This is a genomic window from Intrasporangium sp., from assembly GCF_039812505.1.
Classification (GTDB): domain Bacteria; phylum Actinomycetota; class Actinomycetes; order Actinomycetales; family Dermatophilaceae; genus Intrasporangium_A.
The window spans coordinates 1-16,402 of the sequence record NZ_JBDIAQ010000012.1; the positions used below are offsets into that span (position 1 = coordinate 1).

At 71.8% G+C, this 16,402-nt stretch carries 12 protein-coding genes; 3 read left to right on the forward strand and 9 right to left on the reverse strand.

From position 1 onward, the window contains the following. Positions 1–423: 423 nt before the first annotated feature. Entirely contained in the window at positions 424–1,848 is a 1,425-nt protein-coding gene (gene glnA / locus WMI84_RS03205) for a type I glutamate--ammonia ligase (protein WP_347350563.1), read from the forward strand. Positions 1,849–1,963: 115 nt separating this feature from the next. Here glnA and WMI84_RS03210 read toward each other — a convergent pair whose 3' ends face one another. From WMI84_RS03210 to WMI84_RS03230, 5 genes are all read right to left on the reverse strand, one after another. After that, positions 1,964–3,238: an MFS transporter gene (locus tag WMI84_RS03210; protein WP_347350564.1), complete on the reverse strand. Its 1,275-nt coding sequence runs from the start codon at positions 3,236–3,238 to the stop codon at positions 1,964–1,966. 23 nt (positions 3,239–3,261) lie between these two features. After that, positions 3,262–6,264, reverse strand: a complete 3,003-nt coding sequence (locus tag WMI84_RS03215; RefSeq protein WP_347350565.1) for a bifunctional [glutamine synthetase] adenylyltransferase/[glutamine synthetase]-adenylyl-L-tyrosine phosphorylase — start codon at positions 6,262–6,264, stop codon at positions 3,262–3,264. Positions 6,265–6,266: 2 nt separating this feature from the next. Next, complete coding sequence (locus tag WMI84_RS03220) at positions 6,267–7,604, reverse strand: glutamine synthetase family protein (RefSeq protein ID WP_347350566.1); 1,338 nt, start codon at positions 7,602–7,604, stop codon at positions 6,267–6,269. A gap of 129 nt (positions 7,605–7,733) precedes the next feature. Beyond that, positions 7,734–10,070, reverse strand: coding sequence for an immune inhibitor A domain-containing protein (locus tag WMI84_RS03225; protein WP_347350567.1), 2,337 nt, complete (start codon positions 10,068–10,070; stop codon positions 7,734–7,736). 177 nt (positions 10,071–10,247) lie between these two features. Beyond that, complete coding sequence (locus WMI84_RS03230) at positions 10,248–10,469, reverse strand: SPOR domain-containing protein (protein ID WP_347350568.1); 222 nt, start codon at positions 10,467–10,469, stop codon at positions 10,248–10,250. A gap of 93 nt (positions 10,470–10,562) precedes the next feature. On the opposite strand from WMI84_RS03230, the gene map reads away from it, so the two are divergent. Together map and ppgK are read left to right on the forward strand one after the other, a co-directional pair. After that, positions 10,563–11,426: a type I methionyl aminopeptidase gene (gene map / locus WMI84_RS03235; protein ID WP_347350569.1), complete on the forward strand. Its 864-nt coding sequence runs from the start codon at positions 10,563–10,565 to the stop codon at positions 11,424–11,426. Positions 11,427–11,465: 39 nt separating this feature from the next. Beyond that, entirely contained in the window at positions 11,466–12,236 is a 771-nt protein-coding gene (ppgK, locus tag WMI84_RS03240) for a polyphosphate--glucose phosphotransferase (RefSeq protein WP_347350570.1), read from the forward strand. Positions 12,237–12,238: 2 nt separating this feature from the next. On the opposite strand, the gene WMI84_RS03245 is transcribed toward ppgK, so the two are convergent. Genes WMI84_RS03245 through WMI84_RS03260 form a run of 4 tightly spaced genes read right to left on the reverse strand, consistent with a single transcriptional unit; the run spans position 12,239 to position 16,272 of the window. After that, the gene (locus WMI84_RS03245) at positions 12,239–13,807 is read right to left on the reverse strand and encodes a hypothetical protein (protein WP_347350571.1); all 1,569 of its coding nucleotides are present in this window, start codon (positions 13,805–13,807) and stop codon (positions 12,239–12,241) included. After that, entirely contained in the window at positions 13,783–14,589 is an 807-nt protein-coding gene (locus WMI84_RS03250; RefSeq protein ID WP_347350572.1) for an ABC transporter ATP-binding protein, read from the reverse strand. Before WMI84_RS03250 ends, WMI84_RS03245 begins: the two co-directional genes overlap by 25 nt. A gap of 48 nt (positions 14,590–14,637) precedes the next feature. Next, positions 14,638–15,291 (reverse strand): MBL fold metallo-hydrolase, encoded by a 654-nt coding sequence (locus WMI84_RS03255; protein ID WP_347350573.1) that lies wholly within the window; start codon positions 15,289–15,291, stop codon positions 14,638–14,640. A gap of 60 nt (positions 15,292–15,351) precedes the next feature. After that, a complete protein-coding gene (locus WMI84_RS03260) occupies positions 15,352–16,272 on the reverse strand; it encodes a CHAD domain-containing protein (protein WP_347350574.1) in 921 nt (306 codons plus the stop codon). Positions 16,273–16,402: the final 130 nt, after the last annotated feature.

Genomic DNA, 16,402 nt, shown 5'->3' on the forward strand with positions numbered 1-16,402 from the left:
TGCGCGCGCCCGGGCCCTGGAGCCACGAGCCGACGTCCCTGCGATCCACCACGCGGCCAGCCTACGTTGGAAAGTTCCCCGCGGCGTCAGGGGACTGGCCACAGCGGTGGCGATGGACGTGGCTGGGCGCGGACTTCCGGGCCGCGATCCGATTGTCGGTGGCGCTCGGGGCGTCGGTGGGCGGGACGGGGGCATGTCAACCCGTGCGTCGCCGGCGGGCGGGATGGGGGCCCACGGGGGCTGGCCCCCGTGCGACGCCGGCGGGCGGGATGGGGGCCCACGGGGGCTTGCCCCCGTGCAACGTGTAACACGCGCGAAACATTCGGGTCATGGCCGGGAAACGGCGGGTGCGTAGGGTCGGGTCCCGACAGCACGGGGTGTGGCCGCGATGGGCCGATGCCTCTCCCATCTTCAGGAGGTTGGATGTTCAGCTCAGCCGACGAGGTCCTCGCGTACATCAAGGACGAAGGTGTCGAGTTCGTCGACATCCGGTTCTGTGATCTGCCGGGGGTCATGCAGCACTTCAACATTCCGGCTGAGACCGTCGACATCGACTTCTTCACGGTGGGCCAGATGTTCGACGGGTCGTCCATCCGCGGTTTCCAGGCGATCCACGAGTCGGACATGAAGCTGGTGCCGGATGTCGCCACCGCGTACCTCGACCCGTACCGCACGGCCAAGACCCTCATCATGAACTTCTCGATCGTCGACCCGTTCACCGACGAGCCGTACGGTCGCGACCCGCGCAACATCGCCAAGAAGGCCGAGGAGTACCTCAAGTCGACCGGTATCGCCGACACCGCCTTCTTCGGGGCCGAGGCGGAGTTCTACGTCTTCGACGACGTCCGCTTCGAGACGAAGGCGAACGCGAGCTACTACTACCTCGACTCGGTCGAGGCGGCCTGGAACACGGGCCGGGTCGAGGAGGGGGGCAACCGCGGCTACAAGACCCGCTACAAGGGCGGCTACTTCCCGGTCTCGCCGGTCGACCACTTCGCCGACTTCCGGGACCGGATCTGCACGGAGCTGAAGCAGGTCGGGCTCAACGTCGAGCGCAGCCACCACGAGGTCGGCACGGCGGGCCAGATGGAGATCAACTACCGTTTCAACACGCTGCTGCACTCGGGCGACGACATGATGAAGTTCAAGTACGTCGTCAAGAACTCGTCGTGGCACCAGGGTCACACCGCGACGTTCATGCCTAAGCCGCTCTTCGGGGACAACGGCTCGGGGATGCACACGCACCAGTCGCTGTGGAAGGACGGCGAGCCGCTCTTCTACGACGAGCGCGGCTACGGCGGGCTGTCGGACATCGCCCGCTGGTACATCGGTGGTCTGCTGCGGCACGCCCCGTCGCTGCTCGCCTTCACCAACCCGACGGTCAACTCGTACCACCGGCTCGTGCCGGGCTACGAGGCACCGGTCAACCTGGTCTACTCGGCCCGCAACCGCTCGGCGTGTGTCCGCATCCCGATCACCGGCACCTCGCCGAAGGCCAAGCGGATCGAGTTCCGGGTCCCGGACCCGTCCGCGAACCCGTACCTGGCCTTCGCGGCCCAGATGATGGCCGGGCTCGACGGGATCCGTAACCGGATCGAGCCACCGGAGCCGATCGACAAGGACCTCTACGAGCTGCCCCCCGAGGAGCACGCCCTGATCGAGCAGGTCCCGGGCTCGCTCCCGGAGGTGCTCGACGCGCTCGAGGCCGACCACGATTACCTGCTCGAGGGCGATGTCTTCACGAAGGACCTGATCGAGGCGTGGGTCGAGTACAAGCGCAAGAACGAGGTCGACCCGATCCGCTTCCGGCCGCACCCGCACGAGTTCGAGATGTACTTCGACCTCTAGGCCTCAGCTGCCAACCGACCGGTCCCTGGGCTGCAGAGACGCAGAATCAGGGGCCGGTCTCGTTTGCCCTGGTCCGCAAGAGGTCGGCCGAGGAGCTCGGCCGGGGCTGATCTTCTCAGGCGGCGCGGGCTGTGGACGCAGGGGCGGAAGGGGCGTATGCGGCCTCGACGGCCTGGCGCACCGCGACCTCCGGCCAGCGCAGCCCCAGGAGCGCGACGAGCACGAGACACACCCCCGCGCAGACGGTGACCGCCGCCTCCGGCCCGGTGTGCTGAGCTAGCCATCCCGCACCGAGGTAGGACCCGGCGGCAGCGGCGACCGACAATGCGCCGGCGAGGCTGAAGATCCTGCCTCGCAGGGCCTCGGGTGTGACCAGCGTGAAGGTCGCCTGCAGCGGGACCATGAAGGCCTGCAGCATGCCGCTGAGGAACCACAGGGCCGCCAGCAGGGGGAACGGAAGATGGAGCATCGTCAGGACGAGCGGCAGCGGCATCAGCATGGCGAGCGGGATCAGCGAGCTGTTCTGCCAGCGCACATCACGCCGGGTGATCAGGATGATGCCCAGGACGGCACCGGCCACCGGTGCGGCCATCAGAGGACCGGCCCACCAGCTCTCCCCGGCGATGGGCACGGCCAGCGCCTCCGGGGCCGCGATGCCGACGCACGCGACCACGCTGAGCAGGATGAACCGGGCCAGCACGGGATGGTGCACCATGTCGCCGGCCGCCCGGTGCAGGTCACGCACGAACCCGGGTAGCCCCTTGCCCCGCTCGCCCGAGACCGGCCGCAGCTCGACGACGATCAAGATCGTGATCGCCGCGACCAGGAAGGACACTAGGTCGGCGAGGAGCCCTACCCCGGGGCCGAGCCACGCGACCAGGGCACCTCCGACCGCGAGGCCGAACGCCTGGTTGGTCTGCTCGGACAGCGCGTTCAGTCCGATCGCGCGCGCGTAGTACTGCCGGTCCGGGAACAGGTCGGTCATCAGGATCATGCTCGATGCCGACGCCGCACCGCCGATCGTCTCGAGGACGACGAGCACGGCGAAGATCGTCAGCAGCTTGGCCTCGGTCAGCACCAGGACGAGCAGCGCGCCGACGCACAGCGCCCGCAGCAGGTGCCCCCAGACGATGACCCACTTGTAGGGCAGCCGGTCGACGACCGGCCCGACCAGGCTGCGGCCGAACACCGCGGGCAGATAGCTGACCGCGAGCGTCGTCGCGGCGGCAAGTGGCGAACTCGTGCGCTGGAAGACGATCGCGGCGATCGTGATCCGCGCGATGTTGTCGCCCCAGAGCGAGAGCGCCGACGCCAGGAAGACCGGGAGGTACTTCGGCACCCTCAGAACGTCAACGAAGGACGGCGCAGCGCTGCCCACGTCCTTGGTCACGAGCACACGCTACCCTGCGTCAGTCAGTCGTAAAAGTTGAAACTCATAACATGTCGCGATCGACGCGCGACCCGCCGCCAAACCTCGCTCAGCCGACCCCCGGATCCGGGCTCCAGCCCGGCGATGCGGGCCACGCCGTCGGCGTCGCGCAGGTCCGACGGCAGGCTGTCCGCGGGCCGTCCGCGCCACAGCATCCCGGCGTTGCGCAGGCGGCTCGCGAGCAGCCACGCCTCCCGGAGGCTGTCCGCGTCGGAGGTCGTCACGAGGCCGGCCTCCTCGAGGGCGTGCAACGCAGCGAGGGTGCCGGTGACGCGCAGCCCCGGGTGGTCGTGGGCATGGCGCAGCTGGGCCAGCTGGACGGTCCACTCGACGTCGGTCAGGCCCCCTTGGCCCAGCTTCACGTGCGTGCTGGGGTCGGCTCCTCGGGGCAGCCGCTCGGCCTCCATCCGTGCCTTCAGGGTGCGGATGTCGCGTACCTGCGCCGGGTCCAGGCCACCCTTCGGCCAGCGCAGCGGCTCGATGAGCTGCAGGAACTCCTGGGCGAGGGTCGGGGGTCCGGCGATCGGCGCGGCGCGCAGGAGCGCCTGGAACTCCCAGGTCAGGGCCCACCGCTGGTAGTAGGACCGGTAGGCCGCGATGCTGCGCACGAGGGGACCGGTCCGGCCCTCGGGCCGCAGGTCGGCGTCGAGGGTCATCGCGGGATCCGGTCCAGCGCCCGAGAGCAGCCGCGCCATCTCCTTGACGACCGCGGTTGCCCGGCCCTGCGCCACCGCCTCGTCGGCTCCCGGGTGCAGGCCCAGGACGTACATGACGTCGGCGTCCGAGGAATAGCCCAGCTCGGCCCCCCCGAGGCTGCCCATGCCGACGACCAGCAGGTCCGCTCCGAAGGGTCCGTCCCGGGCGACGACCGCGGCCGTCGCGACCTCGAGGGTCACCTCGATGGTGGCGGCGGCCAGGTCGGTCAGCGCCTGACCTACCTGTGTCGTCTCGAGCCGACCGGTCAGGTCGGCGAACATGGTCCGGAGCAGCTCGTGGCGCCGAATGGCGCGCACGGCCGGCATCGCCTCGTCCGCCGCTTCCCGACGAGCCACGGCGGCGCGCATCCGGGCCGCGGTCGCCGCGCGCGGCCGGGGCACCAGCCCGTCGCGCTCACCGAGGATCCGGACGCTCTCCGGCGAGGCGATCAGCAGGTCGGCCGCCAGGCGGCTGCGGGCCAGCACATGGGCGAGCTGCTCGGCCGCCCGGCCCTCGTCGCGCAGCATCTTCAGGTACCAGTGGGTCGTGCCGAGGTTCTCGCTGACCCGCCGGAAGGCCAGCAGACCCGCGTCGGGGTCCGCCTCGTCCGCGAACCAGCCGAGCATCACCGGCAGCAGGGTGCGCTGGATGGCGGCCCGACGACTCACCCCGGTGGTGAGCGCCTCGATGTGCCGCATCGCGCCGGCCGGGTCCCGGAAGCCGAGCGCGGACAGCCGCTCGCGGGCGGCCGCCGGGGACAGGCCCACCTCGTCCGGGGTCAGCCGGGCCGCCGCGGCCAGCAGCGGACGGTAGAAGAGCCGCTCGTGGATCCGGCGCACCTCCCGTGAGATCGCGACCCGTTCCGCCACGACGGCCGCACCCGGGTCGCGCCGGTGGCCCATGGACCGGCCGAGACGACGAAGGTCCGCGGCGGACTCGGGCATCAGGTGCGTGCGCCGCAGCCGGTAGAGCTGGATCCGGTGCTCGAGACAGCGCAGGTGACGGTAGTCGCGGTCGAGCGCGGCCGCGTCGTCGCGGCCCACGTAGCCGCCCCGAGCCAGGGCCGCGAGCGCCTCGAGCGTGGTCGCCGACCGCACCGTCGGGTCGGTCCGGCCGTGCACGAGCTGGAGCAGCTGGACGCTGAACTCGACGTCGCGCAGCCCACCCGGGCCGAGCTTGAGCTGCCGGGCCGCCTCGGCCGCCGGCACGTGCTGCTCCACCCGGCGGCGCATGGCCTGCACGTCGGTGACGAAGTCGGCCCGTCCGGCGGCCTCCCACACCAGGGGGGAGATCTCCGCCTTGTAGTGCCGACCGACCTCGAGGTCCCCGGCCGACACCCAGGCCTTCAGCAGCGCCTGGAACTCCCAGGTCTTGGCCCACCGCTCGTAATAGGCCTTGTGGCTGGCCACCGTGCGCACCAGCGGGCCGTTCCTGCCCTCGGGGCGCAGCGCCGCGTCCACCGCCCAGAGCGACCCTTCCGGGGTCGGGGTCGAGCAGGCCCGCATGAGACCGGTGGCGAGCTGGGTCCCGATCCGCAGGGCGTCCTGCTCGTCGGCGCCCTCTGCCGGCTCGGCGACGAAGATCACGTCGACGTCGCTGACGTAGTTGAGCTCACCCCCACCGGTCTTGCCCATCCCGATTACCGCGAGCCGGCAGACCTCGTGCCCGGGACCGTGCTCCTGCCGGGCGATGACGAGCGCCGCCTCGAGGGCGGCCTCGGCCAGCTCGGCGAGGGCTTCGCCGGTGGCCGGCAGCACGGCGAGCGGGTCGGGGGCGGTCAGGTCCAGTGCCGCGATCCGCAGCAGCCCGCACCGGTAGGCCATCCGCAGGGCGTCGTATGGTGTGTGCTTGGCCGGCGCGGTCACCGCCGCCACCAGCTCGGCGCGGACCTGCTCCCCGGGCCTGGGTTCCGCGCGGGCGGCGCAGACCCAGTGGCCCGGGTGTCGGACCAGGTGGTCCACGAAGGCCGAGGAGGCGCCCAGGACGGCCAGCACCCGGTCGCGACCGGGCCCGGCGGTGCGCAGCTCGGTGGCCAGGGCGGCGGGGCCGGTCTCGGGTGGTTCCGCGGCGCTCGTCAGCGCCTCCAGGACCCGCACCAGCCCGAGCAGCGCCAGGTCGGGGTCGGCCGTCTCCCCGACCGCGCCGAGCAGGTCGGCGGGCAGACCGTGCGGGCCGTCGCCCAGCAGGGCGAGCACCGGATCGTCGAGCAGCGACCGGGCCCGGGGCAGGTCGTCGAAGCCGAGCCGGGCGAGCTGCCCGGCGAGCGAGCTGGTCCGGTCCGAGGCGGCCACGGTCAGAGCCGGGGCAGGTAGCGGTCGAGCTCGAAGCGGCTGACCTCGCGGCGATAGTCGAGCCACTCCTGACGCTTGTTGCGCAGGAAGAAGTCGAAGACGTGCTCGCCGAGCAGCTCGGCGACCAGCTCGCTGTCCTCCATCGCCTCCAGGGCCCGACCGAGCGAGGCCGGCAGCGGCTTGATGCCCATGGCGCGCCGTTCGGCGTCGGTCAGGCCCCACACGTCGTCCTCGCTCTCGGGTGGCAGCTCATAGCCCTCCTCGACCCCCTTGAGACCGGCCCCCAGCAGCACGGCGAACGCGAGGTAGGGGTTGCACGCCGCGTCGAGGGAGCGCACCTCGATCCGGGTCGACTGACCCTTGTTGGGCTTGTGCATCGGCACACGCACGAGAGCCGAGCGGTTGTTGTGCCCCCAGGTCAGGTGCGCCGGCGCCTCTCCGCCACCCCAGAGCCGCTTGTAGGAGTTGACCCACTGGTTGGTGACGGCGGTGATCTCCGCGCCGTGCGTGAGCAGCCCGGCGATGAACTGGCGCCCGGTCCGGCTCAGCTGGTAGGGCGCGCCCGGCTCGTAGAACGCGTTCGAGTCACCCTCGAAGAGCGAGAGGTGGGTGTGCATGCCGGAGCCGGGGTGGTCCGAGAACGGCTTGGGCATGAACGTCGCGTAGACCCCCTGGGTCAGGGCGACCTCCTTGACGACGGTCCGGAAGGTCATGACGTTGTCGGCGGTGGACAGCGCGTCCGCGTAGCGCAGGTCGATCTCGTTCTGCCCCGGGGCACCCTCGTGGTGGCTGTACTCGACCGAGATCCCCATGCTCTCGAGCATCGTGATGGCGGCCCGCCGGAAGTCGTGGCCGGTGCCGTGCGGGACGTGGTCGAAGTAGCCGGCGTCGTCGACCGGAACCGGGCGACCACGCGGGCCGCGCTGCTGCTCGAGCAGGAAGAACTCGATCTCGGGGTGGGTGTAGAAGGTGAACCCCAGGTCGGCCGCGTGGTCCAGGGCCCGACGCAGCACGTGACGGGGGTCGGCCACGCTCGGGGTGCCGTCGGGCAGCAGCAGGTCGCAGAACATCCGCGCCGTGCCGGGGCTTTCGCCCCGCCACGGCAGGATCTGGAAGGTCGTCGGGTCGGGCTTGGCGAGCATGTCCGCCTCGTAGACCCGGGAGAGCCCCTCGATGGCCGAGCCGTCGAAGCCGATGCCCTCGGCGAAGGCCCCCTCCAGCTCGGCGGGAGCGACCGCCACGGACTTCAACGTGCCCAGCACGTCGGTGAACCACAGCCGGACGAACCGGATGTCGCGCTCCTCGATCGTGCGCAGCACGAACTCTTCCTGACGGTTCATGGCCCGATCCTGCCGCACTCCTGTTACCGGGACGTAACGCGGGCCGGAGGCCGGATGAGCCACCGGGCCCCGGGTTGTGGCACCCGGGGCCCGGTGTTGTCGAGCCGGCCGGCTCGACGGGGCGTCAGCTCACTTCGAGCCGTTGACCACCCGGACCGTCATGTTCTCGCCCCGGTGGGACGTCGACCTGACCGTGATCTTCACCCCGGCGCCGGCGACCTTCGTCGAACCCATCGGGTTCGCGGAGTCCCAGTACCGGTTCGGGTCAGAGTCGTCGAAGGTGCGGATCCCCGGGGTCGACCTGACGTAGACCCCGTAGCCGTTGCGGTGGAAGGTCACCGCGTCGGTGCGCTCCGTGCCGAACGTGGCGTCGAAGGGCTGGCGCCGGTTGCCGAGCAGCACCGCGTCCCCGCCCGGTGTGCCGGGGAACTTGACCGCCTTCGGCCTGGCGTCGACCGGCAGGACCAGCCCCGCGCCGGGGTGGGTGATGGTGTTGTTGTCGGTGTACTCGCCGTTGCTGTACCAGACGAGCAGGCCGTTCTGGTAGGGGAACTTCTCGACCCAGTTCGGCTTGGTGCTGGCCCAGCCGAAGTTGTAGGGCCCCGTGCGCAGCGTCTCGTCGTAGCCGGTGTAGGTGCGGTTCTCGGCGTAGTAGACGTCCTGCACCTCACGCGAGGTCGTGCCGTCGATGATCGTGAAGCCGTCGGCGGTCCACCCGTCGGGTCCGCTCTCGACGTCGTCGACCGGCCCGGTCACGCCGTCGACCGTGACCGCGATGTCGTCGACGAAGGCTTCGCTGGCCACTCCGCCGTCGGTCGCGACCCGGAACCGGAACTCGACCTGCTGCCCGGCCCACGCGCTCAGGTCGAACGACTTCCGGGTCCAGCCGAAGGTGCCGTCGACCTCGCTGCCCGCCTGGGCCCAGGTCGAGCCGCCGTCGGTCGAGACCTCGGCGTAGAGGAAGTCGTAGCCGACCTCGAGCCGGCCCTGCACCCACGCGTCGACCGAGGCGGAGGATGCCGCCGAGGTCAGGTCGATGGTGCGGGTCAGGGTCGAGTTCAGGTCGTTGCCGTAACCACTCCACCACTCGCCCGTGCCCGAGTGCGGCGTGTTGCGCTCGGTCACCAGGGTCCGTGGCGGCAGCGGCACGACGACCGCCTGCGGTTTGACGCCATAGGCGTCGGGCCACTTGCTGGACCGGTCGCGCACCACCTCGGAGGCCGGGCCGAGCTTGACCGTACGGTTCTTGCCGGGCTCCACGGTGGCGTAGTCGAGCCACCCGAGCTGCAGCTTCTCCCAGGGCCCCATGTAGCCGGGCTTCGTGCCGATGTCGGTCCTGCTCCGGCTGAGCCAGGAGCCGCCGCTCATGAGGGTCCAGAAGCCGGTGCCGTTGTCACCGCCGGCAGTGTCGTACAGGTCCGGCAGGCCCAGGTCGTGGCCGAACTCGTGCGCGAACACCCCGAGCCCGCCGTTCTCCGGCTCGGTGGTGTAGTCGCCGATCCACAGGCCGCTGTCGCCGAGCGGCACCCCGCCCAGCCGGTTGAAGTCGGGTCCGGTCTTGCCGACGTTGTTCGAGAAGGCGTACCAGCGGTGCGACCAGATCGCGTCGGCGCCCTGCGCGCCACCGCCGGCCTCCTCGCCCTCGCCAGCGTGGATGGCCTGGAAGTGGTCGATGTAGCCGTCGGGCTCGTTGAAGTCGCCGTCGCCGTCGTAGTCGTAGCGGTCGACCTTGTCGAACTGCGCCAGGTAGGACCGGATCTGCGCCGGGCTCTGGTCGGCGGCGATCTGCGCGTCGTACCACGACGTCGCGGTGTCCTTGACGTAGTTCCAGTAGCCGTTCGACTCCGCGATGGCATTGCTGCCGTAGCGGGCCTCGTTGTAGGGGACCTTGACCCAGTCGGACACGTCTCCCTTGGCCAGGAAGCGCCCGTTGGACTGCTTGAGGTAGAAGTCGCGGAAGGAGTCCTCGGGGTCGAGGAACATCATCTCGAGGTAGTGCTGGCGACTGAAGTCGGCGACCCAGTACGTCGAGTTGTCGTCGGTGCTGTTGCCGTCCCAGAGCCGGTCCGGCTGCGAGATCTCGTTGTGCGCCGGCCCGGGCGTGCCGCCGGCCCGTGGGTCGGTCCGGTCCCCGAAGTCCGTCAGGATCGTGAAGATGCTCTCCTCGCGATCGACCGGGTAGTTGACGTACCTGGTCCGCGCCTTCGCCGCCTTTCCCTTGATCCCCTTGGCGGTGCGCTCCGCCTTCAGCTCGATGACCCGGTTGCCGTTGATCACCCGGGTCGTCGCCTGGCCCGTGACGAGCTGGCGCACCGCGTCCTGGCGCAGCCGGCTCTGGGCCTCGGCGAGCGGGTTGGGTAGGTTGTCGGGTCGGTTCGCCTGGGCGGCGGCGGGGTCGGCCGGCATCGGTGCCCGGGTCGTGGGGGCAGCCTGCGCGGCGAAGGGGGCCGCGAGGGTGCTTGCCACGAGAGCGCCGACTGCGAGGCCTGCGACACCGCTCCAATGTCGCTTGTCCACGGTCTGTCCTCCTGGTCGGTCCGGCGCCGATCAGCGCCGAGACGTATTCGACCACGGCCCGGGGACACCCGTGCGGCACAGCCGCGAGACTTTTGGAATCCTTTACCTTCTCGGGCTCCCACCCGGTCAGCCGGAGCCCTGCGCCCCGTCCCCGGGCCAGCCGGGCGAGGCGCCCTTGGCGTTCCACTCCCGGTCCTGCTCGTCCCAGGCCTCGGTGCGGGCCCTGGCCTGCTCGAGCGCCTTGCGCGCCTCGGCCTCGGTGTCGTAGGGCCCGAGGACCACCTCGCCCCGGCTGCGCGTCTTGTCGGTCTGGACCTCACCGGTAGCCACGTTGTACCAGTACTTCATCTCGGTCGCCCTTCCTGGACCGGGCCCGGCGGACCTGCGCCGGATGCGCCGGTGCCCGTCGCTCGCTCGCGCCCGGCGCCTAGACTCCACCGTATGCCGGTTCGGTTCGCAAGCGTGTCCCCCCATGCCGTCACCCCGCGGCGGGCCGTGCCGGCGGACATCGCGCGGCCGCACTACGTCGGCCTGACGCGCTTCCGGGAGGACGGCGACATCCTCGTCAAGGACGCCGAGACGATCGAGCGGATGCGCGTGGCCGGCCGCGTCGCGGCCGGTGCCATGGCCGCCGCCGCCGCGCACGTCGCGCCCGGCGTCACGACCGACGAGCTCGACCGGGTGGCCCACGAGTACCTGCTGGACCACCACGCCTACCCGTCCCCGTTGGGCTACAAGGCCTTTCCCAAGTCGGTGTGCACGAGCGTCAACGAGGTGATCTGCCACGGCATCCCAGACCTGCGTCCGCTCCAGGACGGCGACATCGTCAACATCGACGTGACCGCCTACCTGCACGGGGTGCACGGCGACACCGATGCGACCTACCTGGTCGGCGAGGTCGACGAGGAGTCTCGCCTGCTGGTCGAGCGCACCCGCGAGGCGATGCTGCGCGGCATCCGCGCCGCCCGGCCGGGCCGGCAGCTGAACGTCATCGGCCGGGTCATCGAGAGCTACGCCAAGCGCTTCGGCTACGGGGTGGTGCGCGACTTCACCGGTCACGGCATCGGGCTGGAGTTCCACTCCGGCGTCATCGTCCCCCACTACGACGCGGCCCCCGGCTACGACCTGGTCATGGAGCCGGGCATGACCTTCACGATCGAGCCGATGCTCAACCTGGGCACCCACGAGTGGGAGACCTGGGACGACTCGTGGACGGTCGTGACCAAGGACCGGCGCCGGTCCGCGCAGTTCGAGCACACCATCGCCATCACCGAGGACGGCAACGAGATCCTGACGCTCCCGTAGTCTCTGCGCAGGAGTCTCTGGCGCAACGGAAGGACCACCATGGGCAGGCAGGGCACCCCGCTGGGCATCGACGTCGGCGGCAGCGGGATCAAGGGAGCGCCGGTCGACCTCGAGCAGGGTCGGCTGGCCCAGAAACGGCTCAAGATCGCCACGCCCAGGCCGGCGACGCCCGACGCGGTCGCCGAGGTGATCGACCAGATCGTCGACGCCTTCGCCGAGCAGACCGGCGACTCGCCGATCGGGGTGACCCTGCCGGCCGTCGTCATCCGCGGCCGGGTCCTGTCGGCCGCCAACATCGACCCGTCGTGGGTCGACACGGACGCCGAGGCGCTGATCAAGCGGCATACCGGCCGGGCGGTGACCGTGCTGAACGACGCCGACGCGGCGGGGCTCGCCGAGCTGCACCATGGGGCGGCGCAGGGCGCGCACGGTCTGGTCATCCTCACCACGCTGGGCACCGGGATCGGCTCGGCGCTGATCCACGACGGCGTGCTCGTGCCCAACTCCGAGCTCGGGCACCTCGAGCTGGACGGCTACGACGCCGAGAAGCGCGCGGCCTCCTCCGCCAAGGACCGCGAGGGCCTCTCCTGGGACGCGTACGTCGACCGGCTGCAGCGCTACTACTCGGCGCTCGAGGCGTTGTTCTCCCCCGACCTGATCGTCGTCGGCGGCGGCATCTCGCGGGACGCCGACCTGTTCCTGCCCCGGCTCCGGCTGCGGGCCCCGATCGTGCCCGCCCGGCTGCGCAACCAGGCCGGCATCATCGGCGCCGCCTGGCGCGCCGTCGATCTCGCCGTCGCGTCGGGCTGAGCTCAGTCCCGCACGAGCCCGAGCAGCAGCTCGGGGGCGCGCCGGTCGTAGACGCGCCCCCCGACGCGGGTCCCGAGGACGAACACCCCGGCACCGAGCAGTATGCCGCCCACCGCGGTCGGCCAGAGCGCCCACTGCCGTCCCCACCAGGTCAGCAGGGCGAGGACCAGGACCGGGGAGGCGAGCAGGCCCGCGCCCAGGCTGGAGACGGTCTGGGCGAGCAGGCGCGCGCCCTGCCCGCCGGGCGGCGTCGTGAGGGGGTTCTCGCCCGGTTTCGGCACGGGGTAGGGCAGCACGACGCTCATTACCGACGAGATGCCGAAGCCGGCCCCGGCCAGCGCGACGGCGAGCCCGAGCACGGCAGGGAGCAGGTCGAACCGGTGCCCGAGCCACGCACCCAGGACGCTGTAGCCGGGCACCAGCACGACAGCGAGCAGGGCGCTCGGGACGAGCCGGGCCACGCGGTCCACCCGTCCTCGGGTGCCGGCGGCCACGTGCATCCAGAACGCGGTCGACTCGTACGCGAGGGAGTTGTGCTCGCTCCACCCGAGCAGGAAGCCGAGGAGCGGTCCGATCAGCAGGGCCGGCCACGCCGGGCCACCGGCGAGCGACGGGACGAGCAGGAACAGCGGGGTGAGCGGCGCCATCACCAGGCCGACCTGGTAGCGCGGGTCGCGCTGCCAGTAGGTCGCGATCTGGGCGGCGATGGCGCCCGCCTGCGTGCCGGGGAACCGCCCGAGCAGGCCGAGGCCGTGGTGTCCCGCTCCGGTGACGGGCCCGCCGACGCCGGTGGGGTTCTCGACCTGGCGGCGCAGGGCCTGCTGCCACAGCAGCCCGAGCCCCCCCAGGACGGCAACGCCGAGGACGAGCCGGAGCAGGCCGCTGGCGACCTGCCCGACCGCGACGTCGGCGGGCGCTGCCCAGATCCAGCCGAACGGCGTCCAGCCGGCCACCGCCCCGACGGTCGGCATGATGCGCTCGAAGCGGCCCATGGCCTGGGCGCCCAGGGCCAGTCCCGGGCCGAGCGCGACGACGATGACGAGCCCCAGCACGGCCGTCACGTCCCTGCCGCGCCGGCTCGACATCGCGCTGCTGGCAACGGCGGAGACCCACCGGCTGACCGTCACGCAGGTGAGCAGGCCGACGGCCGCGGCCACGACCGCGACGACCGTGGCCAGTACCGATACCGACCACGTGACCAGGGTGCCGGCGACCACGACCGCACAGGCCAGGGCGGGCAGGCCGAGCAGCCCGGCGAGGACGAGCCCGACGGCCAGCTGCCGGTACGGAACCGCGAACGTCGCGAAGCGCGCCGGGTCGAGGGTCGGGTCCGTCCCGAAGGTCAGCAGCGGCAGGATCCCCCACGCGAGGACGAGCAGGGCCCCACCGAGCGGCACGTAGAGGCGGGCCTCGGGCAGCATCGTGCGCAGGGCGGCCACCGTGGCCCCGAGGGTGAGCACGAGTACACCGAAGTAGACGATGCCCAGGATCGCACCGATCGCCTGGGCCCGGCTGCGGCGGAAGATGTTGCGCAGCAGCGTCAGCTTCAGTCGGACGAGGTGCGCAACCACTCCAGTCCCTCCACCTCGGTCGTGCCCCCGACGAGGTCGACGAACCGCTCCTCCAGCGAGGCTCCCCGGCGCACCTGGTCCACGGTGCCGGACGCGAGGACCTCGCCCCGGGCCAGGACGGCGACATGGCTGCAGATCCGCTCGACCAGGTCCATGACGTGGCTCGACAGCACGACGGTGCCCCCGGCGGCGGCGAAGTCGGCGAGGATCCGCCGGATGGTCGCCGCCGACACCGGGTCGACGGCCTCGAACGGCTCGTCCAGCACGAGCACCTTCGGCCCGTGCACGAGCGCCGCGGCGAGAGTCACCTTCTTGGTCATGCCGGCGGAGTAGTCGACGACCAGCTTGTCCCGGGCCTCCGCGAGCCCGAGGGCCCGGATCAGCTCGCCGGCGCGCTGGGTGGCGACCTCGCGGGACAGCCCGCGCAGCAGGCCCGAGTAGGTCACCAGCTGCAGCCCGGTGAGCCGGTCGAAGATCCGCAGCCCGTCCGGCAGGATGCCCAGCAGCCGTTTGGCCGCCACGGGGTCGGCCCACACGTCGTGGCCCAGCACGACCACGGTCCCGGCATCGGGGCGCAGCAGACCGGTCACCATCGACAGGGTCGTCGTCTTGCCGGCGCCGTTGGGCCCCACGAGCCCGAAGAACGAGCCGCGCGGCACGTCGAGGTCGATGCCGGCGACGGCGACGACGTCGCCGAAGCGCCGGCCCAGCCCGCGCACGGCGACGGCGGGTCCGGGTGCCGACTCGCCCGAGGGGGGCGGCAGCATCGACAGGTCCGTCATCTCTCCCCCGTCGTCAGCGCTGCCCCGTCGGTTCCGACAGCTCCGGGATCAGAACGTACCGGACTGCCCGTCGCCGAGGTAGCGCAGCGTCAGGCCCGGCACCCCGGCGAAGCTCTCGACGTGCCCGGCATACATCTGCTTGCCCCGCTCGGAAAGCAGCGCGTCGTGGATCGGCACGAAGCACGCCGGTGCGACGCGGGCCACGAAGGCGATGGAGTCGCGGACGGCACACCATGGCGCGTTGAGCGGGTGGGCGAGCACGTCGACGGGGCCGGGCTGGGCGTCATACGCGTCGCCGGGGTGGAACAGCGTGGGCTCTCCGGCGGCCCGCAGGACGTACCCGACGTTGGGGACCTGGGGGGCCTGGTCGTGGTTGAAGGCGTGCTGCTCGCCCACCGGCGAGATCCGCACCTCGCCGACCTCGAAGTCCTCGCCCTCGCGCGTGGGTACGACCGAGAGTCCTTCCCCCGCAAGCTTCTCCGCGCTCAGCACGTCCACCCGCACGACCGCCTGGGGGTTGGCCCGGATGAGCGCCCGAGCCCGTTCGGGGTCGAGGTGGTCGGCGTGGTTGTGCGTCACGAGGATGGCGTCCAGGCCGCGCAGCTGCTCGAACCCGGCCGAGAAGCCGCCCGGGTCGATCAGGATGCGCCGGTCGGCGGTCTCGACCAGCAGGCACGAGTGTCCGAGGTGGGTCAGTCGCATGCTCCAACGTAGCGCCATGACCCGCGGTGCGAGCACTCCTGCCGGCGCGGGCCGGGTCGGTCAACCACGCAGCACCCTGCGCAGGTGCCGGCGGGGCAGCTCTCGCCAGGCGCGCTCGAACTCAGCCAACGCCCGGGCCGCCCGAGCCTGCTCGAACGCGTCGAGGCGCCCGTAGGTGAACTCGTCCTCGCCCGCCTCGTGGGCCTGCACGGCGAGGCGGCGCAGCGTCACCCGCGCCTCCCCGGCGTCGTGATGCTCCCCGAGTGCCCTCTGGACGGCCTGCGCCCGGGCCGCGATCAGCTCCGCGTGGTGACCGTACGCGGGCACGAGGGCCTCCGCAGCGTAGCGGTAGCGCTTGGCCTTCTTGCGGGTCTCGTGGGCCGCGGCGTCACGGTCCGGACCCTCGGGAACCTCACCCATCCGACGCTGCGCCCGCTCGAGGCGCCGCGCGTCAACGCGGAGCAGTCGCGGCACCGCGCGGAAGATCCTCTCGTCGGCCCGCGGGCTCCAGGGCGGGCGTTCGGCCAGCGACTCGAGTCGGTCGACGAGGCGTGCGTAGCGTGGGCCGTGCAGGGCCGCGAGCGCGTCCTCGGTGCCGACCCGCTCCTCTGCCGCGAGATGGACGTGCAGTCGTCGGGGCACCGGCCCGAGGACGAGCTGCGGCGGCTGGCTGCGCAGGATCTCCTCAAGGTGCTGGTGCAGCACCTGGGCGTCCCGGGCCCGGCCCAACGTGTGTCCCACCCAACGCAGCTCGGTGCAGACCGGGCCGACCGGCCCGGCTCGGAACACGCCCGCGAAGGTGCCCAGCAGCGAGCGCAACCGACGGCAGTCGGCGCGCAGGTCGTGGATCCGGGCTGCCGGTCCGTCCCGACCGGTCTCGGAGTGCTCGCGCAGGTCCTCGAGCTGGCGCCGCAGACCGAGCAGCACCAGAGTGCGGACCGGGTCCGCCGTGCTCACGGGTGCGCCGCCATCGCCCGTCATGACCTCATCCTCGTGCACGGTAACGGGTCAGAGCCCGTCGCGGCGCCGTCCCCGCTCCCCCGGGCTCACCTGCCGACGGAGTGCGGGCCTGCTCCCACGTGGCGCCTCGGCCGGCCGGGACCGACGGGTC